Genomic DNA, 23,019 nt, shown 5'->3' on the forward strand with positions numbered 1-23,019 from the left:
CTTGGTGGGAATTGCCATGCCGCCGCTAGGCGCTCGCCTGCTCGACACACTCAGCCTCGGCAAACTCGATACCGAGCAGAGCATCGATACGCTGGCAGTCACTTTCTCGGCGCAGCAGGTTGAATAGCTCGGTCGCTTCCGGGTAGCTGCGCGTCAGCATCGCCAGCCACTGTTTGAGCCGACCCGGCGCGTAGCGTGGCGACATCTTGCGCCGCGCCTGCAGCCAGAAATCCGCCAGCAGCGGCTGCAGCTCAGCCCAACTCATGGCCACCACCTCCTGCCCGGCCCTGGCCGCCGCAATCTGCCGGGCCAGGTCCGGGCGCGCCACCAGGCCACGACCGAGCATGATGTCCTCCACCCCGCTGACCTCGCGACAGCGCCGCCAGTCATCCAGGGTCCAGATCTCGCCATTGGCAAACACCGGCACTTTCACTACATCCTGCACCCGCGCCACCCACTCCCAATGCGCCGGCGGCTTGTAGCCTTCCACCTTGGTTCGCGCGTGCACCACGATCTGCGCCGCACCGCCCTCGGCCAGTGCCTCGGCGCATTCCAGGGCGTAATCCTTGTGATCAAAACCCAGGCGCATTTTCGCCGTCACCGGAATCGCTGCCGGCAATGCGCGACGCACCTCGCGGACGATGGCATGCAGCAACTCGGGCTCTTTGAGCAATACCGCACCGCCACGGGACTTGTTCACCGTCTTGGCCGGGCAGCCGAAGTTGAGGTCAATCACCGGTGCGCCGAGGGTGCAGGCAAAGGCGGCGTTATCCGCCAGGCAGGCCGGATCGGAGCCCAGGAACTGCACACGCAGCGGCGTACCGGCAGCCGTTTGCGCGTCGCTGAACAGTTCCGGAGCGAGCTTCTGGTAAGTGCTGACGGGCAATACCCGCTCGGTGACCCGGATAAATTCCGTCACGCACCAATCGATGCCGCCCACCTGAGTGAGCACATCGCGAAGGATTTCGTCGACCAACCCCTCCATCGGGGCCAGGGCGATTTGCATAGGCAGTCTCTTGAAAATGCGGTACTGAACTTCGGCTAAAAGTCGCAGGTAGAAAAACGCCGCGTAGTGTACGCGGCGTGAGGGTGAAACGCTCAGGCATTAGCCCAACGGCGCGTCACAGCTCCATGGGAAAAGGCGGCTGCAAAGCAGCGCCATAACCCTCAACAAACTCTGGCGGCATACGCTTGGGCTTACCGCTGGACAGCTCGATACAGACAAAGGTGGTTTTCGCCCGCAGCAGGGTCATGCCATCTTCCGGGCGAATCAGCTGGAAGCGCCGGTCCATCTTCAGGCGCTGGTCGGACTCGACGATCCAGGTGGCCATCTGCAGTTGCTGATCTTCGTAGGCGCTGGCCAGGTAGTCGATCTCATGGCGCAGCACCGCCATCGCGCGGTCGAGGCGGCGGTACTCGGCCAGATCCAGCCCAAGAAACTGCGAGTGGCGCCAGGCGCAACGCTCCAGCCAGCTGACGTAGACCGCGTTGTTGGCGTGGCCAAGGCCGTCGATGTCTTCGGCCGTCACCTGAATATCGATGACAAAGGGATTGCTCAGCTCCCAACTCATGCCGGCTGCTCCAGGCTACCGGCCAGGGCGCGGGCCTCGGCTGCCAGCTGGGTGATCTGATCCCAGGCGCGGGCGCGCACCAGGTTGCTTGGCGCGATCCAGGTGCCGCCCACGCAGGCCACGTTGGGCAGGCGCAGAAAGCTCAGCAGGTTATCCGGGGTCACCCCACCGGTTGGGCAGAAACGAATGCCGGTGAACGGCCCCTTGAAGCTCTTGAGCATCTTGATGCTGGTCGCACCGTTGGCCGGAAACAGTTTCAGTGAGCGATAGCCATACTCCAGCGCCAGCAGCACTTCCGAGGGTGTCATCACCCCCGGCAAATACGGCAGGCCAGAGTCTTCCGCCGCCGCCGCCAGGCGCTCGGTGCAACCCGGACTGACGGCGAACTGAGCACCGGCGTCGCGGGCTTCACTGAACTGTTCGGCATGAATCAGGGTGCCAGCGCCTACCAGCAGGTCCGGCAACTCCTTGCGCATCGCCGCCAGGGCATCCAGCGCGCCGGGCGTGCGCAGGGTCACTTCCAGCACGCGAATGCCGCCGGCGTGCAGCGCGCGAGCCAGGTCCAGCGCCAGGCTGATATCGTCGATCACCAACACCGGCAACACCGGGCGGGCCTGTTGCAGCACCACATCCATCGTCAGGCTCATGCCTTGCTCCCCGCTCTCAAGATTCAATCATCGCGTTCAGTCCTCAAACAGGCTGCTGGCGCCCTGCTCAGCCGAACCAACCAGGCGGCGCTGGGCGGCGAACATTTCCAGACCATAACCCAATTCCAGCTCAGCACTGGCAGATGCCAATGGCCGTGCGGCCAGTTGCTGCTCACTCAGTTCCACCTGCAACAACCCGTTTTGCGCATCCAGCAGCAGCCAGTCGCCATCCTGCAAACGTGCCAGCGGGCCACCCGCTGCAGCTTCCGGGGTCACATGCAGGGCACTGAGAACCTGACCGGAAGCACCAGACATGCGCCCATCCGTGATCAGTGCCACCCGTTGCCCGGCCTGCTGCAAATTGGCCAGCAAGGGCATCAGTTTATGCAGCTCGGGCATGCCATTGGCTTGTGGGCCTTGGAAGCGCACCACCAGCACCAGGTCACCTTGCAGCTCACCGGCGCTGTAGGCAGCCTGCACGGCCGCTTCCGAATCGAAGATGCGCGCCTGGGCGCGGATGTACCAGAACGCCGGTTCTACCGCCGAGGTTTTCACAATCGCGCGACCCAGGTTGCCCGCTAGCAGCACCAGACCACCTTCTTCGGCAAACGGCTCACTGGCGGGCCGGACAATATCGGGCGCAGGGCTCTGCGCCGGCAGCTCGCGCCAGACCAAACGCTCGCCATCCAGCCAGGGTTCGCGGGTATAGGCACGCAAACCATGCCCGGCAGCCGTGGCGACATCGTCATGCAGCAAGCCGGCGCCGAGCAGTTCACGCAGTAACCAGGCCGGCCCACCGGCAGCCTGAAACTGATTCACATCCGCCGCACCATTGGGATAAACCCGCGCCAGCAGCGGTACGACCTTGGACAGTTCGGCGAAATCATCCCAGCTCAATTCATACCCAGCCGCCCGGGCAATGGCCGGCAGGTGCAGGGTGTGGTTGGTCGAACCGCCGCTGGCGAGCAGCGCCACCACGGCATTAATCAAGGCCCGCGCATCGATCTGCTGACCGACCGGCAGATAGCGCTCGCCCTGACGGCTGTTATGCGCCACCAGGCGCGCAGCTTCATCGGTCAGCGCATTGCGCAGCGGCGTGTAGGGATGGATAAAGGCGCTACCTGGCACGTGCAGGCCCATCGCCTCCATCAGCAGCTGATTGGTGTTGGCCGTGCCGTAGAAGGTGCAGGTACCGGCCTGGTGATAGGCGGCCAACTCGGCAGCCAGCAGCTCATCACGACTGGCTTCGCCACGGGCGTAGCGCTGGCGGACGGCGGCTTTTTCCTTGTTCGGCAGCCCCGACTGCATGGGACCGGCCGGCACGAATACCGCCGGCAGATGACCAAAATGCAGCGCGCCAATCAGCAGGCCGGGGACGATCTTGTCGCACACGCCGAGATACAGCGCGCCGTCAAAAATGCCGTGGGTCAACCCGATGGCAGCGGCCTGGGCAATCAGGTCGCGGGAGAACAGCGACAGTTGCATGCCAGCCTCACCCTGGGTAATGCCATCACACATGGCCGGCACCCCGGCGGCAAACTGCGAGGTCGCGCCGACCTTGGCCAGAGCCACTTTCAGGCGTTCGGGGTAATCCCTCAGCGGCGCGTGGGCCGAGAGCAGATCGTTATAGCTGGAGATAAGCGCCACATGTGGTGAGCCGCCCTGCTTGATGATCAGCCGCGCATCCTCAGGCTGCGCCGCCAGGGCATGGGCCAGGTTGGAGCAGCCCAGCGCCTGATGCGCGGTGCGCGCGGCCGCCTGTGCCAAGCGTTGCAGATAGCGCTCGCGGCGTTTGGCCGAGCGCAGCTCCAGCGCGGCGGTCACCTGCTCAACAACCGGGTGCAACATGACAGGGTCCTTTCTCGGCGAGGTACTGGCTTGCAGTGTAACGGCTTAACGCCTGCTTTAACCCATGCACGTAGCAACCCAGATACTCAGGGCGCCCAATAGATGTTCACGGGTAATGGGCTGCGCTGCAGCCAGGCATACAACGGCAACTCACGCGCCGCTGGCTGGTCGCTCAGCACCGACTCAATCAATTCTCGCTTGCGCGCCCCAAAAGCCAACAGCCCCAGCCATTGGCCACGCTGCAACATGGCCAGGTTCAGTGACAGTCGCTGGCGGGGCTCCTGCGGCGCCAGGGCCGGCAAGGCGGCGGGCAGCGCCTGCGGATCGAGCGCATCCGCCAGGCCAGGCATGCCGGGAAACAGCGAGGCGATATGACCGTCCTCCCCCATACCCAGCAACACTGCGCTAAACAGCGGCCACTGCGCCAACTGCTCGCCCCAGCTCGATGCTGATTGTTCCAGGGTCGCGCCCTGACGCGGGTCCAGACAGTTGGCCTGCGGCAAGCCCTGATGCAGCAACTGCCAATTGCTCTCGGCAGCCTGCGCCGGTACCCAGCGCTCATCACTGGGGCTGAAGTCGATACGCTGACTGTCCAGCTGCTGCGCCAGCAACGGCAACAATGCCTGCGGGCTGCTACCGCCTGGCAGGATCAATCCAGCGCGCGCCTGCTCTGCCAGCGTGGTTTGAACCTGCGCCAACAGGTCGACGGCCAGCGCCTTCAGGCAGTCGTCACGCTGGGCATGGCAGTTCAGCAAATGTTGGCTCATAAGCAACCCCGGCTACGCTATCGGTATGTCATCAGGCCGCGCAATAATGCACCTTTGTCGCGACTGCCAACATACTTGCCATGGAATGCCTGTTTTGACTGCAATACTGCGCCTGTTTTTCCTGCTGTTGCTGCCGGTACTCGGACAAGCCGCCAGCTTGCCCCTGCAGACCAGCGATGCACCGCTTCTACCGGGACCGGTCATGCACTTCTGGGCAGACCCTGAAGGACAGGCCGACATCCATCACGTGCGCCAACTGCCTGAGTCCGCCTGGCAGCCCGTGGCCCGCCGCGACGCCAGCTTCGGCTACAGCAAACAGGCGTATTGGCTGCGCCTTAACCTGCACAACCCGGCCGATGCGCCCATCAACTGGATTCTGCTGATCGGCAACCCACTGCTCGACAGCTTGGAAGCCTACGGCCTGGACAGCGGCCAGGTTTATCAAGCGGGTGACCAGCATCCCTTCGACCAGCGCTGGGTCGAACATCGTCAATTGGTGCTGCCCGTCAATTTGGCGGCTGGCGAAGCGCGGGAGCTGATCCTGCGCATGCAGACCGACGGCTCGGCCAACCTCAGCGCCAGCCTGATGAGCGCCAAAGCCTTCAACCATCACGAACAGCGCATGTTGCTGCTGCAGGGACTGTTCTTCGGTGCGCTGCTGGTGATGATGATCTACAACCTGTCGATCTTTATCATCACCCGCGACCGCAACTACCTGTGGTACAGCCTGTTTGTCGCCAGTTTCAGTCTGTATCAGTTCATCCAGCTGGGGTTTGCCCTGCAGTGGCTGTGGCCGAACTCATTGACCTGGCATCAGTTGAGTTTCCCGTTCAGCTCGGCCCTGGCAACCCTGTTCGGCATTCTCTTCACCTACGGCGTACTCGACCTCAAAAGCAGGCACCCCGCCTACACCTGGATCAGCCGCCTGCTGATCGGCTGCAGCCTGCTGGTGATGCTGCTGGCCCTGTTCGCGCCTTACCTTGTGGCCCTGCTCGGCAGCTTTGCGCTGCTACTGGCCTGCGCGATCTTCGGTTGCATCTTCACCATTCTGCGTTGGCGCGATGGCTATCCACCGGCCAAGCTGTTTGCCCTTGGCTGGTCGACATTGATCATCGCCAGCCTGTTCAGCGTACTCAGCGGCACCGGCCTGATCGCCAACTCCCTGCTCACCCTGCACGCCCAACAGATCGGCAGCCTGCTGGAACTGGTAATTTTCTCGATAGCCCTCGGCACGCGCATTCGTCTGGCGCAGAGCGAACAGCAGATTGCTCAGGCCCGCTTGTTTGCCAACGAGCATCAACTGCGCATGGAGCAAGCCAAGAGCCTTGAGCTACAACGGCAGATCAACGAAGGGCTGGAAACCCGCGTGCAGGAACGCACCGCCTCCCTGCAGCAGGCCCTGGAGGAGCTGTCCAGCGCCAACCAGCGCCTGGCCGAACTGAGCCGGCACGATAACCTGACCGGCCTGTTCAACCGCCAGGTACTCAACGAGGAATTGGAGCGCATGCTCGCGCAAGCACGCCGCAGCCAGCAGCCGATTGCCATGCTGATGATGGATCTGGATCACTTCAAGAAGGTCAACGACGCCTACGGCCACCTGGTCGGCGATGCCTGCCTGCAGCACGCGGCCCAGCGCATGCAGCAGCGCATGCGCAGTAACGACCTACTGGTACGCTTCGGCGGCGAGGAATTTGCCGCCGTACTCTGCGACACCGATCAAGCCGGCGCCATGGATCTCGCCGAGCAGCTGCGCACAGACCTGGCAAAACATCCCTGCCTGCACCAGGACTTGCGCATCGATCTAAGCCTGAGCATCGGCGTCTATGCACTGATCCCGGATGCCAGCAGCGACCGCGAACAATTGCTGCGCCACGCCGATCAGGCGTTGTACCAAGCCAAGGCCGCCGGCCGTAACCGGGTAGTGGCTTACAACGCCACCGCCCCGGACGGCCGCTGAGCCAAGGGCTCCATCAGCTCCAGCACGGTCTGCGCCAGCAGCAGACGGCGCGAAGCCATGCAAGCCGAACTCATTGCATTACACCAACAATATTATCGACCCAATGCAATGAGACAAACGACAGAAGCTATCGCTGATCAACTACGGGAATTTCAGAAGGCGGAAAAACAAAAGGGCCATTCGTTAAGAATGACCCTTCAAAATCCCGCAGAGCGGGTAAAAATGGCGTCCCCTAGGGGACTCGAACCCCTGTTACCGCCGTGAAAGGGCGGTGTCCTAGGCCACTAGACGAAGGGGACGAAACCTTCGAAGAACAAGGCCAGCACTAAGCTGGCCTGTCGTGGAATTGGTGGAGCTAGACGGGATCGAACCGTCGACCTCTTGCATGCCATGCAAGCGCTCTCCCAGCTGAGCTATAGCCCCGGATTTAACGTCTCTCGACACACAATGCCGAAGCACTGTGGCTGGAAATAGTGGCGTCCCCTAGGGGACTCGAACCCCTGTTACCGCCGTGAAAGGGCGGTGTCCTAGGCCACTAGACGAAGGGGACGCAGATACCCTTCAAAACTCAGTCAACTCAGCGAGCTAACTGTGGCAAGCCTTTCGGCTTTGAGATTGGTGGAGCTAGACGGGATCGAACCGTCGACCTCTTGCATGCCATGCAAGCGCTCTCCCAGCTGAGCTATAGCCCCATCTCAAGGACGGGGCGCATGTTAAGAGCGCGCCCCCTACCTGTCAACAAGATTTTTCCGTATTTCTGCATTCTTTATGCTGACAGAACAATCACTTACCCAATTTCGACCCGGCACATCAGTGCCGGGCCGGGCGCGTGAACCGCTTAGGCGATGCTCGCCAGCAGTTTTTCCCACTCTTTGTTTTCTTTCTTCGACACACCACCGAGCAGCTCGATGGCCTGACGCAAACGGAAGCGGGTCAGGTCCGGGCCGAGGATTTCCATGGCATCCAATACCGATACCGAACTGGCTTGGCCAGTTACCGCGGCAAACATCAGCGGCATGGCATCGCGCAGTTTCAGTTCAAGGTGCTCGACCACGGCCTGGATGCAGGCGGTAATCTTGTCTTTCTCCCACTGACGTAGCGCTTCAAGCTTCCACAGGATCAACTGCATCACCTGACGCACCTGATCGGCAGAGAGTTTCTTGTGCTCGAACAGCTTGGCATCCAGAGCCAGGCCACCGGCAAAGAAGAAGCTGGCCAACGGCGCGATCTGGCTGAAGGTTTCCACCCGCCCCTGCACATGCGGAGCAATCTGCATCAGGTACTTGCTGTTGAAGGCCCACTTCTGCGCGCCGGCGGCGAACTCTTCGACGCTCAAATCACGCATCCACTGGCCGTTAAGCCAGGACAGCTTCTCCAGATCGAAGATCGGCCCGCCGAGGGAAACCCGGTTGATATCGAAATGCTCGACCATCTCATCGAGGCTGAACTTCTCGCGCTCGTCCGGCATCGACCAGCCCATGCGACCGAGGTAGTTGAGCATCGCCTGGGGCAGGAAGCCCATGCGCTCGTAGAAGGTGATCGAGGTCGGGTTCTTGCGCTTAGAGAGCTTGCTCTTGTCCGGATTACGCAGCAGCGGCATATAGCACAGCTGCGGTTTTTCCCAGCCGAAATACTCGTACAGCAGGATCAGCTTGGGCGCCGACGGCAGCCATTCTTCGCCGCGCAGCACGTGGGTGATGCCCATCAGGTGGTCATCAACCACGTTGGCCAGGAAGTAGGTCGGCAGGCCATCGGTCTTCATCAGCACCTGCATATCCATGCGATCCCAGGGGATCTCGACCTCACCACGTAGCATGTCCGGCACCACGCAGACGCCTTCGCTCGGCACCTTCATGCGCACCACATTCGGCTCGCCAGCGGCCAGGCGCTGTTGCACCTCGCCAGTGGTCAGGTGCATGCAGTGACCGTCGTAACGTGGCGTCTGCTTGGCTTCCATCTGCTCGGCGCGCACCTTGTCCAGGCGCTCGGCGCTGCAGAAACAGTGGAAAGCATGGCCCTTCTCCACCAACTCGGCGCTGTATTTCTGGTAGATGTGGCCGCGCTCGCTCTGCCGGTAAGGGCCGTGCGGGCCGCCGACATCCGGGCCTTCACTCCACTCGATGCCGAGCCAGCGCAGGGCGTCATAGATCTGCTGTTCCGACTCACGGGTGGAGCGCAGCTGATCCGTGTCTTCGATACGCAGGATGAACTCGCCACCGTGCTGACGGGCAAAACACAGGTTGAACAGGGCGATATAGGCAGTGCCTACGTGCGGATCACCAGTGGGCGACGGCGCAATACGGGTGCGAACGGTGGTCATGGAAAGTCTCGAAGAGTTGCAGTGAACGCGGATTAAGGCGGCGATGTTAACAGGCCTGCCAGGGGCGGCTCCAGCAGCCGACCCGCGGATAGCGGTAGACTGCGAATCAGAAAATCGAGAAAGGTTTTCACCTTCATGGCCTGAAAGCGTCGAGACGGGTAGACCGCATACAGCTCGCCAGCCAACAGCCGGGCCTCGGGGAGCAGGGCCACCAACTGCCCGGCCTGCACCGCCGCCTCGCAGATCATGATCGGCAGGCCGGCAATCCCGGCACCCGCCATGGCCACTTCGCGGGCAAAGGTGATGTTGTTGCACGACAGCACACCCTGGCAGGCAATGTGCTCGCCCTCCAGCGGCCAGTAACGCGTCGAATCATTCGGCAGCAACACCGCGCGGTGCCCGGCCAGCTCGGCAACTGTCTGCGGCGTGCCGTGCCGAGCCAGATAGTCCGGGCTGGCATACAAGCGCCGACTGGTTTCATAGACCTTGCGCGCAATCAGGGTGGAGTCCTGCGGCTGGCCGACCAGAATGGCGATATCCACGCCCTCCTCGACCGGATCAACGCGCCGCGAGGTCAGCTCCACTTCCGCCGTGATCTGCGGGTACTGGCGCATGAAGTCGCCCAGCACCCGACCTAGAAACAGCTGGCCAAATTCAATTGGCGCCGTGATGCGCAACAAGCCCGCAGGCGCCAACTGCAATTGCATCACCGCCTGCTCGGCCTCGGCGAAGTCGAGCATGATCTGCCGGCAACGCTCGTAATAAGCCTGCCCCACTTCGGTCAAGCGCAGCTTGCGCGTGGTGCGATTGATCAAGCGCACACCCAGGCGTTCTTCAAGCAGGGCAATGCGTCGACTGACTGTCGACTTCTGCATACCCAGACCCTGGGCCGCCTGGGTAAAACTGTGGCACTCGACCACGCGAGTGAAGATCAGCGCATCATCCAGCCCCATTATTGTTCCCTATAAGCAACAAAGTTTCTGAAGTCTAGCGACTACAGGCGAGAAAGGAACACTGTTAAATTCACTTACAATTTTTGCCCGACCTTCGAGCACCTGCCATGCCTGCCCAACTGCAACGCCGCCTGTTTATCTTTCTGGCCCTCCTCGCCCTGATCGTCGCCAGCCTGTTCGGCCACTGGTGGCTGGTCGGCCGCCACCTCGAAAGCACCGACAATGCCTACGTGCAGGGTGAAATCACCCGCGTTTCGAGCCAGCTCGGCGCGCGCATCGAGCAGGTTTTGGTGCAGGACAACCAGCACGTCGAACAGGGTGAACGGCTGCTGGTGCTGGAAAGCGCCGACTTCCAACTGGCCAAGCAGCGTGCCGAAGCGACCCTGGCCACCCGTGAAGCCGAACTCAGCCAAGCACGCAGCACTCTGGATCAGCAGGCCAGCCTGATTGCCGCTAGCCAGGCCGACGTTTCAGCCAGCCAGGCCACCCTGGGGCGTACGCAGATCGACCTCTCGCGCGCACAAACCCTGCGCAAACCCGGCTTTGTCTCCGAAGAACGCGTCACCACCCTGGCCGCCGACAGCCGCATCGCCCGCTCGCAAGTGAGCAAGGCGCAAGCCGACCTGCAGGCACAGCGCCAACAGGTCAACACCTTGCACGCCGAAATCAAACGCCTGGAAGCACAGATCAGCAGCGCACGCACCGACCTCGCTCAGGCTGAGCTGAATATCGCCCGTACCGAAATCCGCGCGCCGATCAGCGGCTTTGTCGGCCAGCGCGCAGCGCGCCACGGTCAGTACGTGCAGACCGGTGCCTACCTGCTGTCGCTGGTGCCGGATCAGGACATCTGGATCCAGGCCAACTTCAAGGAAACCCAGATCGGCCACATGCGCCCTGGGCAGACAGCAGAGCTGACCTTCGACAGCTTCCCCGACACGCCGATCGAAGGCCGGGTCGACAGCCTGTTTGCCGCCTCCGGCGCGCAGTTCAGCCTGCTACCGCCAGACAACGCCACCGGCAACTTCACCAAGGTTGTGCAGCGCATCCCGGTGAAGCTCACCTTTGCCGCCGACAACCCACTCAAAGGCCTGATCCGTCCGGGCATGTCGGTCGAGGTCAAGGTCGACCTGCAGTCCGAGCCGCACCATGGCAGCTGATGCCCTGATCCGCCCGACCGGCGAACCGAGCCGACGCGACTGGATTGCGGTGATGAGTGTGATGCTCGGCGCCTTTATGGCCGTGCTGGACATCCAGATCACCAACTCCTCGCTGAAGGACATCCAGGGCGCGTTATCGGCCACCCTGGAAGAAGGCTCGTGGATTTCCACCTCTTATCTGGTGGCGGAAATCATCATGATCCCACTCACCGCCTGGCTGGTACAGCTGCTCTCGGCACGGCGCCTGGCGGTGTGGGTATCACTGGGGTTTCTCGCCTCCTCGCTGCTGTGCTCCATGGCCTGGAGTCTGGAGAGCATGATTGTGTTTCGCGCCATGCAGGGTTTCACCGGCGGCGCGCTGATTCCCCTGGCGTTCACCCTGACCCTGATCAAGCTGCCGGAACACCACCGCGCCAAGGGCATGGCGCTGTTCGCCCTGACCGCCACCTTCGCCCCGTCGATTGGACCGACCCTGGGCGGTTGGCTGACGGAAAACTTTGGCTGGGAATACATCTTCTATATCAACGTGCCACCCGGTCTGCTGATGATCGCCGGGTTGATGTATGGCCTGGAGAAAAAGCCCGCTGACTGGCAGCTGCTGAAAAACACCGATTACGCCGGCATCGTCACCCTCGGCATGGGCCTGGGCTGCCTGCAAGTGTTTCTCGAAGAAGGCCACCGCAAGGACTGGCTGGAATCCAGCCTGATCAGCGGGCTGGGTAGCGTGGCCGCGATCAGCCTGGTGCTGTTCGTCATCCTGCAGATCTCGCGACCCAACCCACTGATCAACCTCGGCGTGCTGCGCGAACGCAACTTCGGCCTGTCGAGTATTTCCAGCATCGGCCTGGGCATGGGGTTGTATGGCTCGATCTATGTGCTACCGCTGTACCTGGCGCAGATCCAGGGCTACAACGCCCTGCAAATCGGCGAAGTGATCATGTGGATGGGCGTGCCGCAGCTGTTTCTGATTCCGCTGGTGCCGCTGCTGATGAAGAAAATCTCGCCGAAGTGGCTGTGCGCCCTGGGCTTTGGCCTGTTCGGCGGCGCCAGCTTTCTCTCCGGGGTGCTCAATCCGGACTTCGCTGGCGAGCAGTTCAACCACATCCAGATTCTGCGTGCACTCGGCCAGCCATTGGTGATGGTGACCATCTCACTGATCGCCACCGCCTACACCCTGCCGCAGGATGCCGGTTCGGCGTCGAGCCTGTTCAACATCCTGCGCAACCTTGGCGGAGCCATCGGCATCGCCCTGCTTGCCACCCTCCTCGACAGCCGCGCCAAGGTGTATTTCGACTACCTGCGCGAGTCGCTGGTGCCGAGCAACCCGCAGATCGCCGAACGCCTGGCGCTGCTGACGGAGAAGCTCGGCAGTGAACAGGCAGCCCTGGCCAAGCTCAGCGAAATCACCCATCAGCAGGCGGCGATCATGGCCTACAATGACGCCTTCCACTGCATCGGCATCGCCCTTGGCATCAGCATGCTGGCGGTGCTGCTGACGCGCAAACTGCCAGCCAGTGCCACCGGCGGCGCGGCGCATTGAAGCCTGCGACCACACCCCAAACCTAATTATTCGCGCCGCCTGGCGGCGCATCCTGTATTCAGGTTGTTCATGCCCACGAGTTCTTCCCCCGCCCGCAGCCTGCTGCTGGTCATTGCCTTTACCACTATCTATATCGGTTGGGGCACCACCTACCTGGCCAACCACTTTCTCCTGCTGGAAGTACCGCCGTTCGTCATCGGCAGCCTGCGCTTCTCGATTGCCGGTCTGCTGGCGCTGGCCTGGGTGCTGCTCAGCGGGCAACTGCGCATGCAGCGCAGCGACTGGGGCGGCGTGCTGATCGGCAGCCTGGCGTTGATTGCAGTCGGCCAGGGCGCATTGATTTACGCCAACCAGTACCTGCCCACCGGCATGCTGGCGATGCTCTACACCACCCTGCCGCTGTGGAGCGTGGCGCTGGAATGGCTGCTCGGTGAGCGCCCGCCACTGTGGGTGATGTGCGGTCTGGCCCTGGCCTGCGGCGGCATCGTGCTGCTGATGAACAACGGCCTGGACCACAGCGCCTCCATCGAACAGTGGTTCGCCGGTTTGCTGGTGGTATTCGCCACGCTACTTTGGGCGGGCGGCGCCTGGCTGATGCGTCAGCGTCCAGCGTTTCGCTCCAGCTGGCTGGGGCTGAGCCTGCAAATGCTGATCGGTGCGTTGCTGCTGGCGCTGTTCGGCCTGTGGCACGGCGATTGGCAGGCACTCGACTTACGCGCGATAAGCGCTAATGCCTGGCTATGGCTGGCGTATCTGGTACTGCCGGTCAGCCTCGGCGTGTACCCGGCGTATTTCTGGCTACTGCGCGAGGTCAGGCCGAGCCTGGTATCGACTTTCGCCTTCGTCAATCCGGTGGTGGCGCTGCTGCTGGGCTATTTGCTGCTGGATGAACGCCTCAGCCTGCTGGCGATGCTGGCCTGCGGCATTACCCTGGGCGGCGTGGTGCTGATCATCTTTGGCCGCCGCTGATAAACCGTAGGAGCCAGCTTGCTGGCAATCATTGGATCAAGAGCATCGCCAGCAAGCTGGCTCCTACAAGTTGTTCACTTCGTCATCCGACGACACTCAATCAAACCTGCAACAGCCGCTCACGCAGCTTCTGGATTTCATCACGCAGCTGCGCCGCCGCCTCGAACTCCAGGTCGCGGGCCAAGGCATACATCTTCTCTTCCAGCTGACGAATACGTTTGGTGATCTCGCTCGGCGAGCGCAGCTCGTTCTCGTAGCGCGCGCTTTCTTCGGCGGCCTGGGCCATGCCTTTGCGCTTCTTGCTGCGCGCGCCAGGCACAACTGCACCTTCGAGGATGTCCTGAACATCCTTGAATACGCCCTTGGGCACGATGCCATTGGCTTCGTTAAAGGCAATCTGCTTATTACGCCGCCGCTCGGTTTCACCGATGGCGCGCTCCATCGAGCCGGTCATGCGGTCGGCATACAGAATCGCCTTACCGTTGAGGTTGCGCGCCGCACGACCAATGGTCTGGATCAGCGAACGCTCGCTGCGCAGGAAGCCTTCCTTGTCCGCATCGAGAATCGCCACCAGCGACACTTCCGGCATATCCAGGCCTTCGCGCAGCAAGTTGATGCCGACCAGCACGTCGAATGCACCGATGCGCAGGTCGCGAATGATCTCGACCCGTTCCACTGTGTCGATATCCGAGTGCAGGTAGCGCACCTTGACGCCATGATCGCCCAGGTAATCGGTGAGGTCCTCAGCCATGCGCTTGGTCAGCGTGGTGACCAGCACGCGCTCTTCGATGGTTACGCGTTTGTGGATTTCCGAAAGCAGGTCATCGACCTGGGTCAGCGCCGGCCGCACCTCGATCTGCGGGTCAACCAGACCCGTCGGCCGCACCACCTGCTCGATCACCCGCCCAGCATGCTCGGCCTCGTAAGGTCCGGGCGTGGCAGACACAAAGATGGTCTGCGGGCTGGCCGCTTCCCATTCCTCGAAACGCATCGGCCGGTTGTCCAACGCCGATGGCAGGCGGAAGCCATACTCGACCAGGGTTTCCTTGCGCGAACGGTCGCCTTTGTACATCGCGCCAACCTGCGGCACCGAGACGTGGGACTCGTCGATCACCAGCAGCGCTTCGTCCGGCAGGTAGTCGTACAGGGTGGGTGGCGGCGCGCCGGCCGGACGGCCAGAGAGGTAGCGCGAGTAGTTCTCGATGCCGTTGCAATATCCCAGCTCGAGGATCATCTCCAGGTCAAAGCGCGTGCGCTGCTCCAGGCGCTGCGCTTCCACCAGCTTGTTTGCACCGCGCAGGTAGTCCAGACGTTGTTGCAGCTCGACCTTGATGTGCTCAACCGCCTCCAGCAGGGTTTCACGCGGGGTGACGTAGTGACTCTTGGGGTAGAAGGTGAAGCGCGGCAGCTTCTGGATCACCTCACCGGTCAACGGATCAAAGGCGCTGATGCTCTCCACCTCGTCGTCGAACAGCTCGATGCGAATGGCTTCGAGATCCGATTCCGCCGGAAAAACGTCGATCACATCACCACGCACACGGAAGGTGGCGCGAGCGAAGTCCATGTCGTTACGCGTGTACTGCAACTCGGCCAGCCGGCGCAGCAGCGCGCGCTGATCCATCTTGTCGCCCCGGTCGAGGTGCAGCACCATTTTCAGGTACTCCTCGGGGCTGCCCAAGCCGTAGATCGACGACACGGTGCAGACCACGATGACGTCCTTGCGCTCGATCAGCGCCTTGGTCGCCGACAGGCGCATCTGCTCGATATGGTCGTTGATCGAGGCATCCTTCTCGATAAAGGTGTCCGACGACGGTACGTAGGCTTCCGGCTGGTAGTAGTCGTAGTAGGAGACGAAATACTCCACCGCGTTGTTCGGGAAGAAGCTCTTGAATTCGCCATACAGCTGCGCGGCGAGGGTCTTGTTCGGTGCCAGCACCAGCGTCGGGCGCTGCACCTTGGCAATCACGTTGGCGATGGAAAAGGTCTTGCCCGAGCCAGTCACGCCCAGCAGGGTCTGGTGCGAGAGACCGGCTTCCAGCCCCTCGACCATCTGCCGAATCGCCTCGGGTTGATCGCCGGCCGGCTGGAAACGGGTGACCAATTGAAACTCGGACATGACAAACCTCGACAAGCGGGTGTGACGCGGCCTGAAAGCCTACGTCAAAACCGGTGAAAAGCGTGTGCCTGCTGTCGCAGCACAGGTTATGCGCCGGTATACTACCGGCCCACTTACGCAACCCCTAGCAGGGTGTTGCCTGATACTCAACTTCTCCTCTGCGAGCTGCCGCATCCATGAGTCTGTTCTCCGCCGTCGAAATGGCTCCGCGCGACCCCATCCTGGGCCTCAATGAAGCATTCAACGCCGACACCCGCGCGACCAAGGTCAACCTGGGCGTTGGCGTTTACTACAACGAGGAAGGCCGCATTCCCCTGCTGCGCGCCGTAGCCGAAGCCGAGAAAGCCCGGATTGAAGCCCACGCCCCACGTGGTTACCTGCCTATTGAAGGCATTGCCGCCTATGACAGCGCGGTGCAGAAGCTGTTGCTGGGTGCCGACTCCGAACTGATCGCCGCTGGCCGAGTGATCACCACTCAAGCCGTCGGTGGCACCGGCGCACTGAAAACCGGCGCGGACTTCCTCAAGCGCCTGCTGCCCGACACCGTGGTCGCCATCAGCGACCCAAGCTGGGAAAACCACCGCGCACTGTTCGAGTCCGCCGGTTTCCCGGTACAGAACTACCGCTATTACGACGCCGCCAGCCACGGGGTTAACCGTGCCGGCATGCTCGAAGACCTGAAAAATCTGCCTGCGCGTTCGGTTGTCGTGCTGCACGCCTGCTGCCACAACCCGACCGGTGTCGACCTGTCGCTGGACGACTGGAAAGCCGTGCTGGAGGTATTGCGCGAGCGTGAGCACGTGCCGTTCCTCGACATTGCCTATCAGGGCTTTGGCGATGGTATCGAGCAGGATGCCTTTGCCGTGCGCCTGTTCGCTCAAGCGGGCATCCCGTTCTTCGTTTCCAGCTCGTTCTCCAAGTCCTTCTCGCTGTACGGCGAGCGCGTCGGCGCGCTGTCCATCGTCACCGGCAGCCAGGAAGAAGCCAGCCGCGTGCTGTCGCAAGCCAAGCGCGTGATCCGCACCAACTACTCCAACCCACCGACCCACGGCGCCACCGTGGTCGCCAGCGTGCTCAACAGCCCTGAGCTGCGTGCCCTGTGGGAAGAAGAGCTGGCCGGCATGCGCGAGCGTATTCGCGGCATGCGCATGGCCATGGTCGAGCAGCTGGCGGCCCTGAACTGCAAACGCGATTTCGGCTTCGTTGCCCAGCAGCGCGGTATGTTCTCCTACTCGGGCCTCACCGCCGAGCAGGTTGAGCGCCTGAAAACCGAGTTCGGCATCTACGCCGTCAGCACCGGCCGCATCTGCGTCGCCGCGTTGAACCAGCGCAACCTGCCCGCTGTTACCCAGGCCATCGCTGCGGTTCTCTGACTCACTGGGGAAGTCGATCAGGTATTGACTTCCCCTTTCTAATCAGTAGGATACGCGCCGTTGTTCCGCGATAGCTCAGTCGGTAGAGCAAATGACTGTTAATCATTGGGTCCCTGGTTCGAGTCCAGGTCGCGGAGCCAAATGCAAAAGCCTCGGTTAATACCGGGGCTTTTTTGTATCCGCGGACTCTCACCAGGGACTGCGTCCCAGGTTATTCGCTTCGCTCTCCCCTGCGGGGCCGCGCTAAAGCGCGTTCAGCTGCGCTGTCGAGTCCAGGTCGCGGAGCCAAATTCAAAAGCCTCGGTTGATACCGGGGCTTTTTTGTATCCGCCGGACTTTCACCAGGGACTGCGTCCCAGGTTATTCGCTTCGCTCTCCCCTGCGGGGCCGCGCTAAAGCGCGTTCAGCTGCGCTGTCGAGTCCAGGTCGCGGAGCCAAATTCAAAAGCCCAGCCTAGTGCTGGGCTTTTTATTACCCGCACCAGGTAAATCAACAAAAACTATCAAAACAATTCAAATGCAACATTTTCCCAATAGATATTGAGCCACTACGCTGCATCTCAATAAAGAACAATTCTCACTCGAGGTGGGCCATGCTCAAAACACTGACATTTACCCTGATGCACTTCTGCATCGCCTTCGGTGTGACCTACGCACTGACCGGCAGCGTTGCCGCCAGCGGGCTGGTGGCCGCAATTGAGCCGCTGTGCAATTCGGTGGGTTTCTACTTTCACGAGAAAGTCTGGCAGCGGTTCGAGGGACACTCCGCACAAGCCCCCAAGCAGCCTAAACACGCCTGGTTGCACCACCAGACATAAGTGCCGCAGATGGATGCCAATGGCATTGTCTGAACGATAAAAACAGCCAGCCGGGAAACCGTGCAATCCGCTACTATGCGCGCCTCCGTCACCATACGCGCACGTATCATGCCCGCCACTTCCCGCTTTCCCGCTGCTCCCTATGCACTGGCCTTTCTACTCGGTCTGCTGGCCCTCTGTGGGCTCTGGTTCGGCATTGGCCAACCGGTTGAACTGGCGGACGCCGCCACACCCACACACAAGCTGCAATGCGCCTCTTACACGCCGTTCGACAAGGACCAGTCGCCCTTCGATCAACCCATGCAGTTGCGTCCCGAGCGCATGGAAGCGGATCTGTCCATGCTGGCAGAGCGCTTCGAGTGTCTGCGCACCTACTCGGTAACGGGCCTGGAAGAACTGCCGAATATCGCCCGCAAGCACGGCCTGAAACTGATTGCCGGCGCCTGGGTCAGCCGTAACCCGGCCGACACTGCCGTTGAGATTGCCGGCCTGGTGAAAATGGCCAACGCCCATCCCGATGTCATCCAGTCAGTCATCGTCGGTAACGAGGCGCTGCTGCGCAAGGAAGTCACGGCCGCGCAACTGGTAGCGCTGATCGAGCAAGTCAAGGGGCAGATCCAGCAGCCGGTGACCTATGCCGATGTCTGGGAGTTCTGGCTCAAGCACCCTGAAGTTGCGCCCGCAGTGGACTTCATCACCATCCACCTGCTGCCCTACTGGGAAGACAACCCGGCCGGTATTGAAACGGCATTGCATGAAGTCGCCGAGGTGCGCCAAACCTTCGGCAATGCCTATGCGCCCAAGGACATCCTGATCGGTGAAACCGGCTGGCCCAGCGAAGGGCGTCAACGCGAGACCGCCGTGCCCAGCCTGGTCAACCAGGCCAAATTCATCCGTGGTTTTGTCGCCATGGCCGAGCAGAATGGTTGGCACTACAACCTGATCGAAGCCTTCGATCAGCCCTGGAAGCGCATCAGCGAAGGTGCCGTAGGCGGTTATTGGGGGCTGTATGACGCCGACCGCCAGGACAAGTCGATCCTCGCCGGAGCAGTTTCCAACCTGCCGCATTGGCCGGTCTGGCTGGCCGCCAGCCTGATCCTCTTTGTTGCCACGCTGCTGTTTGCCGGCCGCCCGCAATCGGCCCGCGCCGCCCTGCTGCTGCCCCTGCTGGCCGCCCTAGGGGCTGGCTGTATCGGCTTGTTTGCAGAGCTGACGCTGGTGACCAGCCGCTATCTGGGTGAGTGGCTGTGGGGCGCGGCGCTGATCACGCTCAACCTGCTGGTACTGGCCCATGCGGCCTTGCAACTCAGCCAGACAAGCGGCTGGCGCTTGCAGTTGCGCCTGTGGCTAAGCAGCAAGGCAGCGCTGTGGCTGGTGCTGAGCGGCTTTGCCGGAGCAGTGATGATGCTGGCGCTGGTGATGGACGCGCGCTACCGCAGTTTCCCCAGCGCCGCGCTGCTGCTGCCGGCAGTGGTGTACCTGTGCCAGCCCGTCAGCGGCTACCGCCGCGAAGTAGCGTTGCTGGCCCTGCTGATCGGTGCCGGTATCGCCCCGCAGTTGTATCAGGAAACCCTCAGCAACCTGCAAGCCCTGGGCTGGGCCCTGACCAGCGCCTTGCTGGTCGCTGCCCTGTGGCGCAGCCTGCGGGCCAAGGCGCAAATCGCCTGATCAGGCGGTTTTAGGCGCACGCACCAAACGCAACAACGCCAGCACCACGGCAAAAACCGCGAGGCTGGCGCTGTACAGCACCAATGCCGGCAGGCCCAGCAGTAAGGCCGGCACCGCCAGACGCTGCCCCCACACGCCAGGCAGGACAAAGGCCAACAGCGCGCAGCCCAATGCCCCCAGCGACAGCACACGGAAGTGGATCAGCCAGCCGAACAGGGCCCGCACCTCACAGCTCAGGCGCTGCGGCTCGGCCACACACACACCTACCCACAATTCGTTCTCCATCAACTGGTAACGCAGCAGCAGACTGGCGGCCAGACTCAGGGCAGCTGCGATCAACACGAGGGCCAGGGGCAGGTAACGCGGCATATAAAAGCTCGGGGCAAGAAAATGGCTGCGTAGGATAAGCCGCCGCGCTGCGGATAACACCCCCTGCATCTCAGGCAAACGTGCTTAGCGCGGTAACACAGCCACCTTGCCGCAAGTCGTTCGCACGCGCAGGGCTGTAAATACAATGCCAACAGGCCCTAGACTCTGCCCATGCCTATCCGTCGTCTGATCCTGATCACTGCCGGCCTGCTTGCCCTGTGGATGCTCTGGGTGATCCTGCTCCCCAGCCCGGGCAACCTGCCGCCCCACACTGCGCAGCAAAGTGGCAGCTGGCGCGTGGCCGAACATACCCTCAGCCACCTGCAAGACTTCCAGCTGGAAGCGCGGATTCTCGGCCGTGAAGACTATTACCTAGACCGCGGTGCCAAACTCTCGCCCACCGACCTGGCACTCGGCTGGGGCCCCATGGCCGACCCCGAAGTGCTGCGCCATATCAGCATCAGCCAGCGCAACCGCTGGTACTTCTGGCGCGCCGAGCAACTGCCGATCGAGCGGAGGCAGATCGAGATCAACAGTGCCAATATGCATATGATTCCAGCCACGGCAGAGGTGGCGAAAACCCTGAGCAAACTCAAACCGGGCCAACAGATTCGCCTGAGCGGACAACTGGTGCGGGTCGAGGGCGACGATGGCTATCGCTGGATCAGCTCACTCAGCCGCGAAGACACCGGGGATGGTGCCTGCGAGCTGATCTGGGTCGAAAATTTACAGGTAATGCCCTGAGCACCCGCCATTAAACAGTGACACTTTCGCCTGAAAAACTTCAGCGCTATAACTAAACGGCACTTAACCTGGCTTGTGTGGTCAAATCGAGCCGCGTAGCCCCGCAGCACTACCTAGCTCTCAAGAGATTTCGCCATGTTGCCTGTCCCTCGTCTGCTTGCCCTGCTCAGTTGCCTGGCCCTGACTGCCTCAGTCAGCGCGGCCGATATCGACGCTAATAGCTATGGCTACCCGCTGAGCAACCCGTTCGAGGCCACCCTGGCCACCACCCCGCCCGAACTGCGTCCAACACTGCCCGCCGATGCCGATATCAACCAGGCGGACTACCAGGCCAAACTGCGCCCGGAGCGCGAATTCGAGGTACCGGAGAATTTCTGGCCGGTCACCAAGATGCGCTATCGCCTGGCCAAGCAGTCAGGCGAAGCGCCGCTGATTTTCATCATTGCCGGCACCGGTGCACATTACGCCAGCGGTACCCCGGAATACCTGAAGAAGCTGTTCTACGGCGCCGGCTACCATGTGGTGCAGCTGTCATCACCCACCAGCTATGACTTCATGACAGCCGCCTCGCGCTTTGCCACCCCCGGTATTACCCGCGATGACGCTGACGATCTGTACCGCGCCATGCAGGCCGTGCGGGCACAGCATCCACGTCTGAAAGTCAGTGAATTCCACCTCACCGGCTACAGCCTGGGTGCGCTGCAGGCTGCCTTTGTCAGTGAACTGGACGAAACCCGGCGCAGTTTCAATTTCAAGCGCGTGCTGCTGCTCAATCCGCCGGTCAACCTCTACACCTCGGTCACCAACCTCGACCGCCTGGTACAAACCAAGGTCAAGGGCATTGATAACAGCACCACCTTTTATGAACTGGTGCTGGGCAAGCTGACTCGCTACTTCCAGGAAAAGGGCTATGTCGATATCAACGACGCCCTGCTCTATGACTTCCAGAACTCCAAGGAAAAACTCAGCGACGAGCAGATGGCCATGCTGATCGGCGCAGCGTTCCGCTTCTCCTCCGCCGATATCGCGTTCACCTCGGACCTGATCAACCGACGCGGGCTGATCACCCCGGTCAGCTACCCGATCAAGGAAGGCACCAGCCTGACGACCTTCTTCAAACGCGCACTGCAATGTGACTTTGATTGCTACCTGACCGAGCAGCTCATCCCCATGTGGCGAGCCCGCTATGACGGCGGCAGCCTGGCGCAACTGATTGACCAGGTCAGCCTGTATGCCCTGACCGATTACCTGAAAAACAGCAGCAAGATTGCCGTCATGCACAACGCCGATGACGTGATTCTCGGCCCTGGTGACCTAGGCTACCTGCGCAGCACCTTTGGTGAGCGGCTGACGGTCTACCCGCTGGGTGGCCATTGCGGCAACCTCAACTACCGCGTCAACAGCGACGCCATGCTGGAGTTCTTCCGTGGCTAAGCCTCTTTCCCTTGCCCTGTTCATGGGCCTGCTGCTGGGCAGCAACCTGGCCAACGCCGAACACAGCGTCGATGCCGATGGCTTCAAGCGACCGCTGCAACACCTGCAGTTCAACCCGGGCCTGGATCAGCGCGAATTCGAGCGCTCTACCCTCTCCGCGCTGAACATCTATGACCCGCTGGAGTCATGGAACCGCCGCGTGTATCACTTCAACTACCGCTTCGATGAGTGGGTGTTCCTGCCGATTGTCGATGGCTACCGCTATATCACCCCCACTCTGGTGCAGAGCGGTGTCAGCAACTTCTTCAGTAACCTGGGGGATGTGCCCAACCTGCTCAACAGCGCCCTGCAGCTCAAGGGCCAGCGCACCATGCAGACCACGGCACGCCTGCTGCTCAATACCACAATCGGCGTAGCCGGCCTGTGGGACCCGGCCACGCGCATGGGCCTGCCCAAACAGAAGGAAGACTTCGGTCAGACCCTCGGCTACTACGGCACACCGGCTGGGCCGTACCTGATCCTGCCACTGCTGGGGCCCTCGAACCTGCGCGACACCGGCGGCCTGGTGGCGGACTTTGCAGTGAAAAACCAGGTCAACTGGCTGAACGTTGCCGAGGCCAGTGTCAGCCACCCGGAAATCACCCTGCTGGAAGTGGTCGATCAGCGCTCCACGGTGAACTTCCGCTACGGCCAGCTCAACTCGCCCTTCGAATACGAGAAGATTCGCTTCTTCTATCACGAGTCACGCAAGCTGCAGATTGCCGAGTAA

General features: G+C 61.7%; 19 protein-coding genes and 5 tRNA genes. 11 read left to right on the plus strand and 13 right to left on the minus strand.

Annotated elements, in window-relative coordinates; translation table 11 throughout:
• Positions 1 to 25: 25 nt before the first annotated feature.
• The 5 genes from ACOCLD_RS15545 to ACOCLD_RS15565 all read right to left on the minus strand — a co-directional run bounded on the left by ACOCLD_RS15545 (position 26) and on the right by ACOCLD_RS15565 (position 4,833).
• A complete protein-coding gene (locus ACOCLD_RS15545; protein WP_422909813.1) occupies positions 26 to 1,006 on the minus strand; it encodes a tRNA dihydrouridine synthase in 981 nt (326 codons plus the stop codon).
• A 115-nt stretch (positions 1,007 to 1,121) separates the two neighbouring features.
• The gene (locus ACOCLD_RS15550; protein ID WP_090252215.1) at positions 1,122 to 1,571 is read right to left on the minus strand and encodes an acyl-CoA thioesterase; all 450 of its coding nucleotides are present in this window, start codon (positions 1,569 to 1,571) and stop codon (positions 1,122 to 1,124) included.
• Positions 1,568 to 2,218: a bifunctional 4-hydroxy-2-oxoglutarate aldolase/2-dehydro-3-deoxy-phosphogluconate aldolase gene (locus ACOCLD_RS15555; protein WP_269382738.1), complete on the minus strand. Its 651-nt coding sequence runs from the start codon at positions 2,216 to 2,218 to the stop codon at positions 1,568 to 1,570. The genes ACOCLD_RS15550 and ACOCLD_RS15555 overlap by 4 nt, the downstream gene beginning before the upstream one ends.
• A gap of 36 nt (positions 2,219 to 2,254) precedes the next feature.
• The gene (gene edd / locus ACOCLD_RS15560) at positions 2,255 to 4,063 is read right to left on the minus strand and encodes a phosphogluconate dehydratase (RefSeq protein ID WP_422911826.1); all 1,809 of its coding nucleotides are present in this window, start codon (positions 4,061 to 4,063) and stop codon (positions 2,255 to 2,257) included.
• A gap of 89 nt (positions 4,064 to 4,152) precedes the next feature.
• The gene (locus ACOCLD_RS15565; protein WP_422909814.1) at positions 4,153 to 4,833 is read right to left on the minus strand and encodes a 6-phosphogluconolactonase; all 681 of its coding nucleotides are present in this window, start codon (positions 4,831 to 4,833) and stop codon (positions 4,153 to 4,155) included.
• A 94-nt stretch (positions 4,834 to 4,927) separates the two neighbouring features.
• Here ACOCLD_RS15565 and ACOCLD_RS15570 point away from each other — a divergent pair, with 94 nt between their 5' ends.
• The gene (locus ACOCLD_RS15570; RefSeq protein ID WP_422909815.1) at positions 4,928 to 6,790 is read left to right on the plus strand and encodes a sensor domain-containing diguanylate cyclase; all 1,863 of its coding nucleotides are present in this window, start codon (positions 4,928 to 4,930) and stop codon (positions 6,788 to 6,790) included.
• A gap of 223 nt (positions 6,791 to 7,013) precedes the next feature.
• Here the strand turns inward: ACOCLD_RS15570 and ACOCLD_RS15575 are convergent.
• From ACOCLD_RS15575 to ACOCLD_RS15600, 6 genes are all read right to left on the minus strand, one after another.
• Positions 7,014 to 7,089: transfer RNA gene (locus ACOCLD_RS15575), tRNA-Glu, on the minus strand.
• Positions 7,090 to 7,137: 48 nt separating this feature from the next.
• Positions 7,138 to 7,213, minus strand: a tRNA-Ala gene (locus ACOCLD_RS15580).
• Positions 7,214 to 7,264: 51 nt separating this feature from the next.
• Positions 7,265 to 7,340, minus strand: a tRNA-Glu gene (locus tag ACOCLD_RS15585).
• A gap of 66 nt (positions 7,341 to 7,406) precedes the next feature.
• Positions 7,407 to 7,482 (minus strand) — tRNA-Ala (locus ACOCLD_RS15590).
• Positions 7,483 to 7,628: 146 nt separating this feature from the next.
• Positions 7,629 to 9,110 carry a glutamate--tRNA ligase gene (gene gltX / locus ACOCLD_RS15595; RefSeq protein ID WP_422909816.1) on the minus strand — a complete coding sequence of 494 codons (1,482 nt, stop codon included), beginning with the start codon at positions 9,108 to 9,110 and terminating at the stop codon, positions 7,629 to 7,631.
• Between the two features lie 32 nt (positions 9,111 to 9,142).
• Complete coding sequence (locus ACOCLD_RS15600; protein ID WP_233686133.1) at positions 9,143 to 10,063, minus strand: LysR family transcriptional regulator; 921 nt, start codon at positions 10,061 to 10,063, stop codon at positions 9,143 to 9,145.
• Between the two features lie 107 nt (positions 10,064 to 10,170).
• Here ACOCLD_RS15600 and ACOCLD_RS15605 point away from each other — a divergent pair, with 107 nt between their 5' ends.
• The 3 genes from ACOCLD_RS15605 (at position 10,171) to ACOCLD_RS15615 (ending at position 13,729) form a co-directional block, all read left to right on the plus strand.
• Positions 10,171 to 11,220 carry an HlyD family secretion protein gene (locus ACOCLD_RS15605; RefSeq protein ID WP_422909817.1) on the plus strand — a complete coding sequence of 350 codons (1,050 nt, stop codon included), beginning with the start codon at positions 10,171 to 10,173 and terminating at the stop codon, positions 11,218 to 11,220.
• A 49-nt stretch (positions 11,221 to 11,269) separates the two neighbouring features.
• Positions 11,270 to 12,760 (plus strand): MDR family MFS transporter, encoded by a 1,491-nt coding sequence (locus tag ACOCLD_RS15610; RefSeq protein WP_422911827.1) that lies wholly within the window; start codon positions 11,270 to 11,272, stop codon positions 12,758 to 12,760.
• Between the two features lie 69 nt (positions 12,761 to 12,829).
• Positions 12,830 to 13,729 carry an EamA family transporter gene (locus tag ACOCLD_RS15615; protein ID WP_422909818.1) on the plus strand — a complete coding sequence of 300 codons (900 nt, stop codon included), beginning with the start codon at positions 12,830 to 12,832 and terminating at the stop codon, positions 13,727 to 13,729.
• 100 nt (positions 13,730 to 13,829) lie between these two features.
• Here the strand turns inward: ACOCLD_RS15615 and uvrB are convergent, their stop codons facing one another.
• The gene (uvrB, locus tag ACOCLD_RS15620; protein ID WP_422909819.1) at positions 13,830 to 15,845 is read right to left on the minus strand and encodes an excinuclease ABC subunit UvrB; all 2,016 of its coding nucleotides are present in this window, start codon (positions 15,843 to 15,845) and stop codon (positions 13,830 to 13,832) included.
• Positions 15,846 to 16,021: 176 nt separating this feature from the next.
• Between uvrB and ACOCLD_RS15625 the strand changes: the two genes are divergently transcribed.
• From ACOCLD_RS15625 to ACOCLD_RS15640, 4 genes are all read left to right on the plus strand, one after another.
• Complete coding sequence (locus tag ACOCLD_RS15625; protein ID WP_422909820.1) at positions 16,022 to 17,218, plus strand: amino acid aminotransferase; 1,197 nt, start codon at positions 16,022 to 16,024, stop codon at positions 17,216 to 17,218.
• A gap of 64 nt (positions 17,219 to 17,282) precedes the next feature.
• Positions 17,283 to 17,358: transfer RNA gene (locus ACOCLD_RS15630), tRNA-Asn, on the plus strand.
• 452 nt (positions 17,359 to 17,810) lie between these two features.
• Positions 17,811 to 18,035 (plus strand): DUF2061 domain-containing protein, encoded by a 225-nt coding sequence (locus ACOCLD_RS15635; RefSeq protein ID WP_422909821.1) that lies wholly within the window; start codon positions 17,811 to 17,813, stop codon positions 18,033 to 18,035.
• Positions 18,036 to 18,143: 108 nt separating this feature from the next.
• Positions 18,144 to 19,703, plus strand: a complete 1,560-nt coding sequence (locus tag ACOCLD_RS15640; protein ID WP_422909822.1) for a beta (1-6) glucans synthase — start codon at positions 18,144 to 18,146, stop codon at positions 19,701 to 19,703.
• Here the strand turns inward: ACOCLD_RS15640 and ACOCLD_RS15645 are convergent, their stop codons facing one another.
• Positions 19,704 to 20,072, minus strand: a complete 369-nt coding sequence (locus tag ACOCLD_RS15645) for a hypothetical protein (protein ID WP_422909823.1) — start codon at positions 20,070 to 20,072, stop codon at positions 19,704 to 19,706.
• Between the two features lie 171 nt (positions 20,073 to 20,243).
• Here ACOCLD_RS15645 and ACOCLD_RS15650 point away from each other — a divergent pair, with 171 nt between their 5' ends.
• The 3 genes from ACOCLD_RS15650 to ACOCLD_RS15660 all read left to right on the plus strand — a co-directional run bounded on the left by ACOCLD_RS15650 (position 20,244) and on the right by ACOCLD_RS15660 (position 23,019).
• The gene (locus ACOCLD_RS15650) at positions 20,244 to 20,816 is read left to right on the plus strand and encodes a hypothetical protein (RefSeq protein ID WP_422909824.1); all 573 of its coding nucleotides are present in this window, start codon (positions 20,244 to 20,246) and stop codon (positions 20,814 to 20,816) included.
• A gap of 135 nt (positions 20,817 to 20,951) precedes the next feature.
• The gene (locus ACOCLD_RS15655; protein ID WP_422909825.1) at positions 20,952 to 22,250 is read left to right on the plus strand and encodes a serine/threonine protein kinase; all 1,299 of its coding nucleotides are present in this window, start codon (positions 20,952 to 20,954) and stop codon (positions 22,248 to 22,250) included.
• A complete protein-coding gene (locus ACOCLD_RS15660) occupies positions 22,243 to 23,019 on the plus strand; it encodes an MlaA family lipoprotein (RefSeq protein ID WP_422909826.1) in 777 nt (258 codons plus the stop codon). The genes ACOCLD_RS15655 and ACOCLD_RS15660 overlap by 8 nt, the downstream gene beginning before the upstream one ends.

Origin of the sequence: Pseudomonas cimarronensis (genome assembly GCF_049331905.1) — a bacterium.
In the GTDB taxonomy this organism is placed as follows: Bacteria; Pseudomonadota; Gammaproteobacteria; order Pseudomonadales; family Pseudomonadaceae; genus Aquipseudomonas.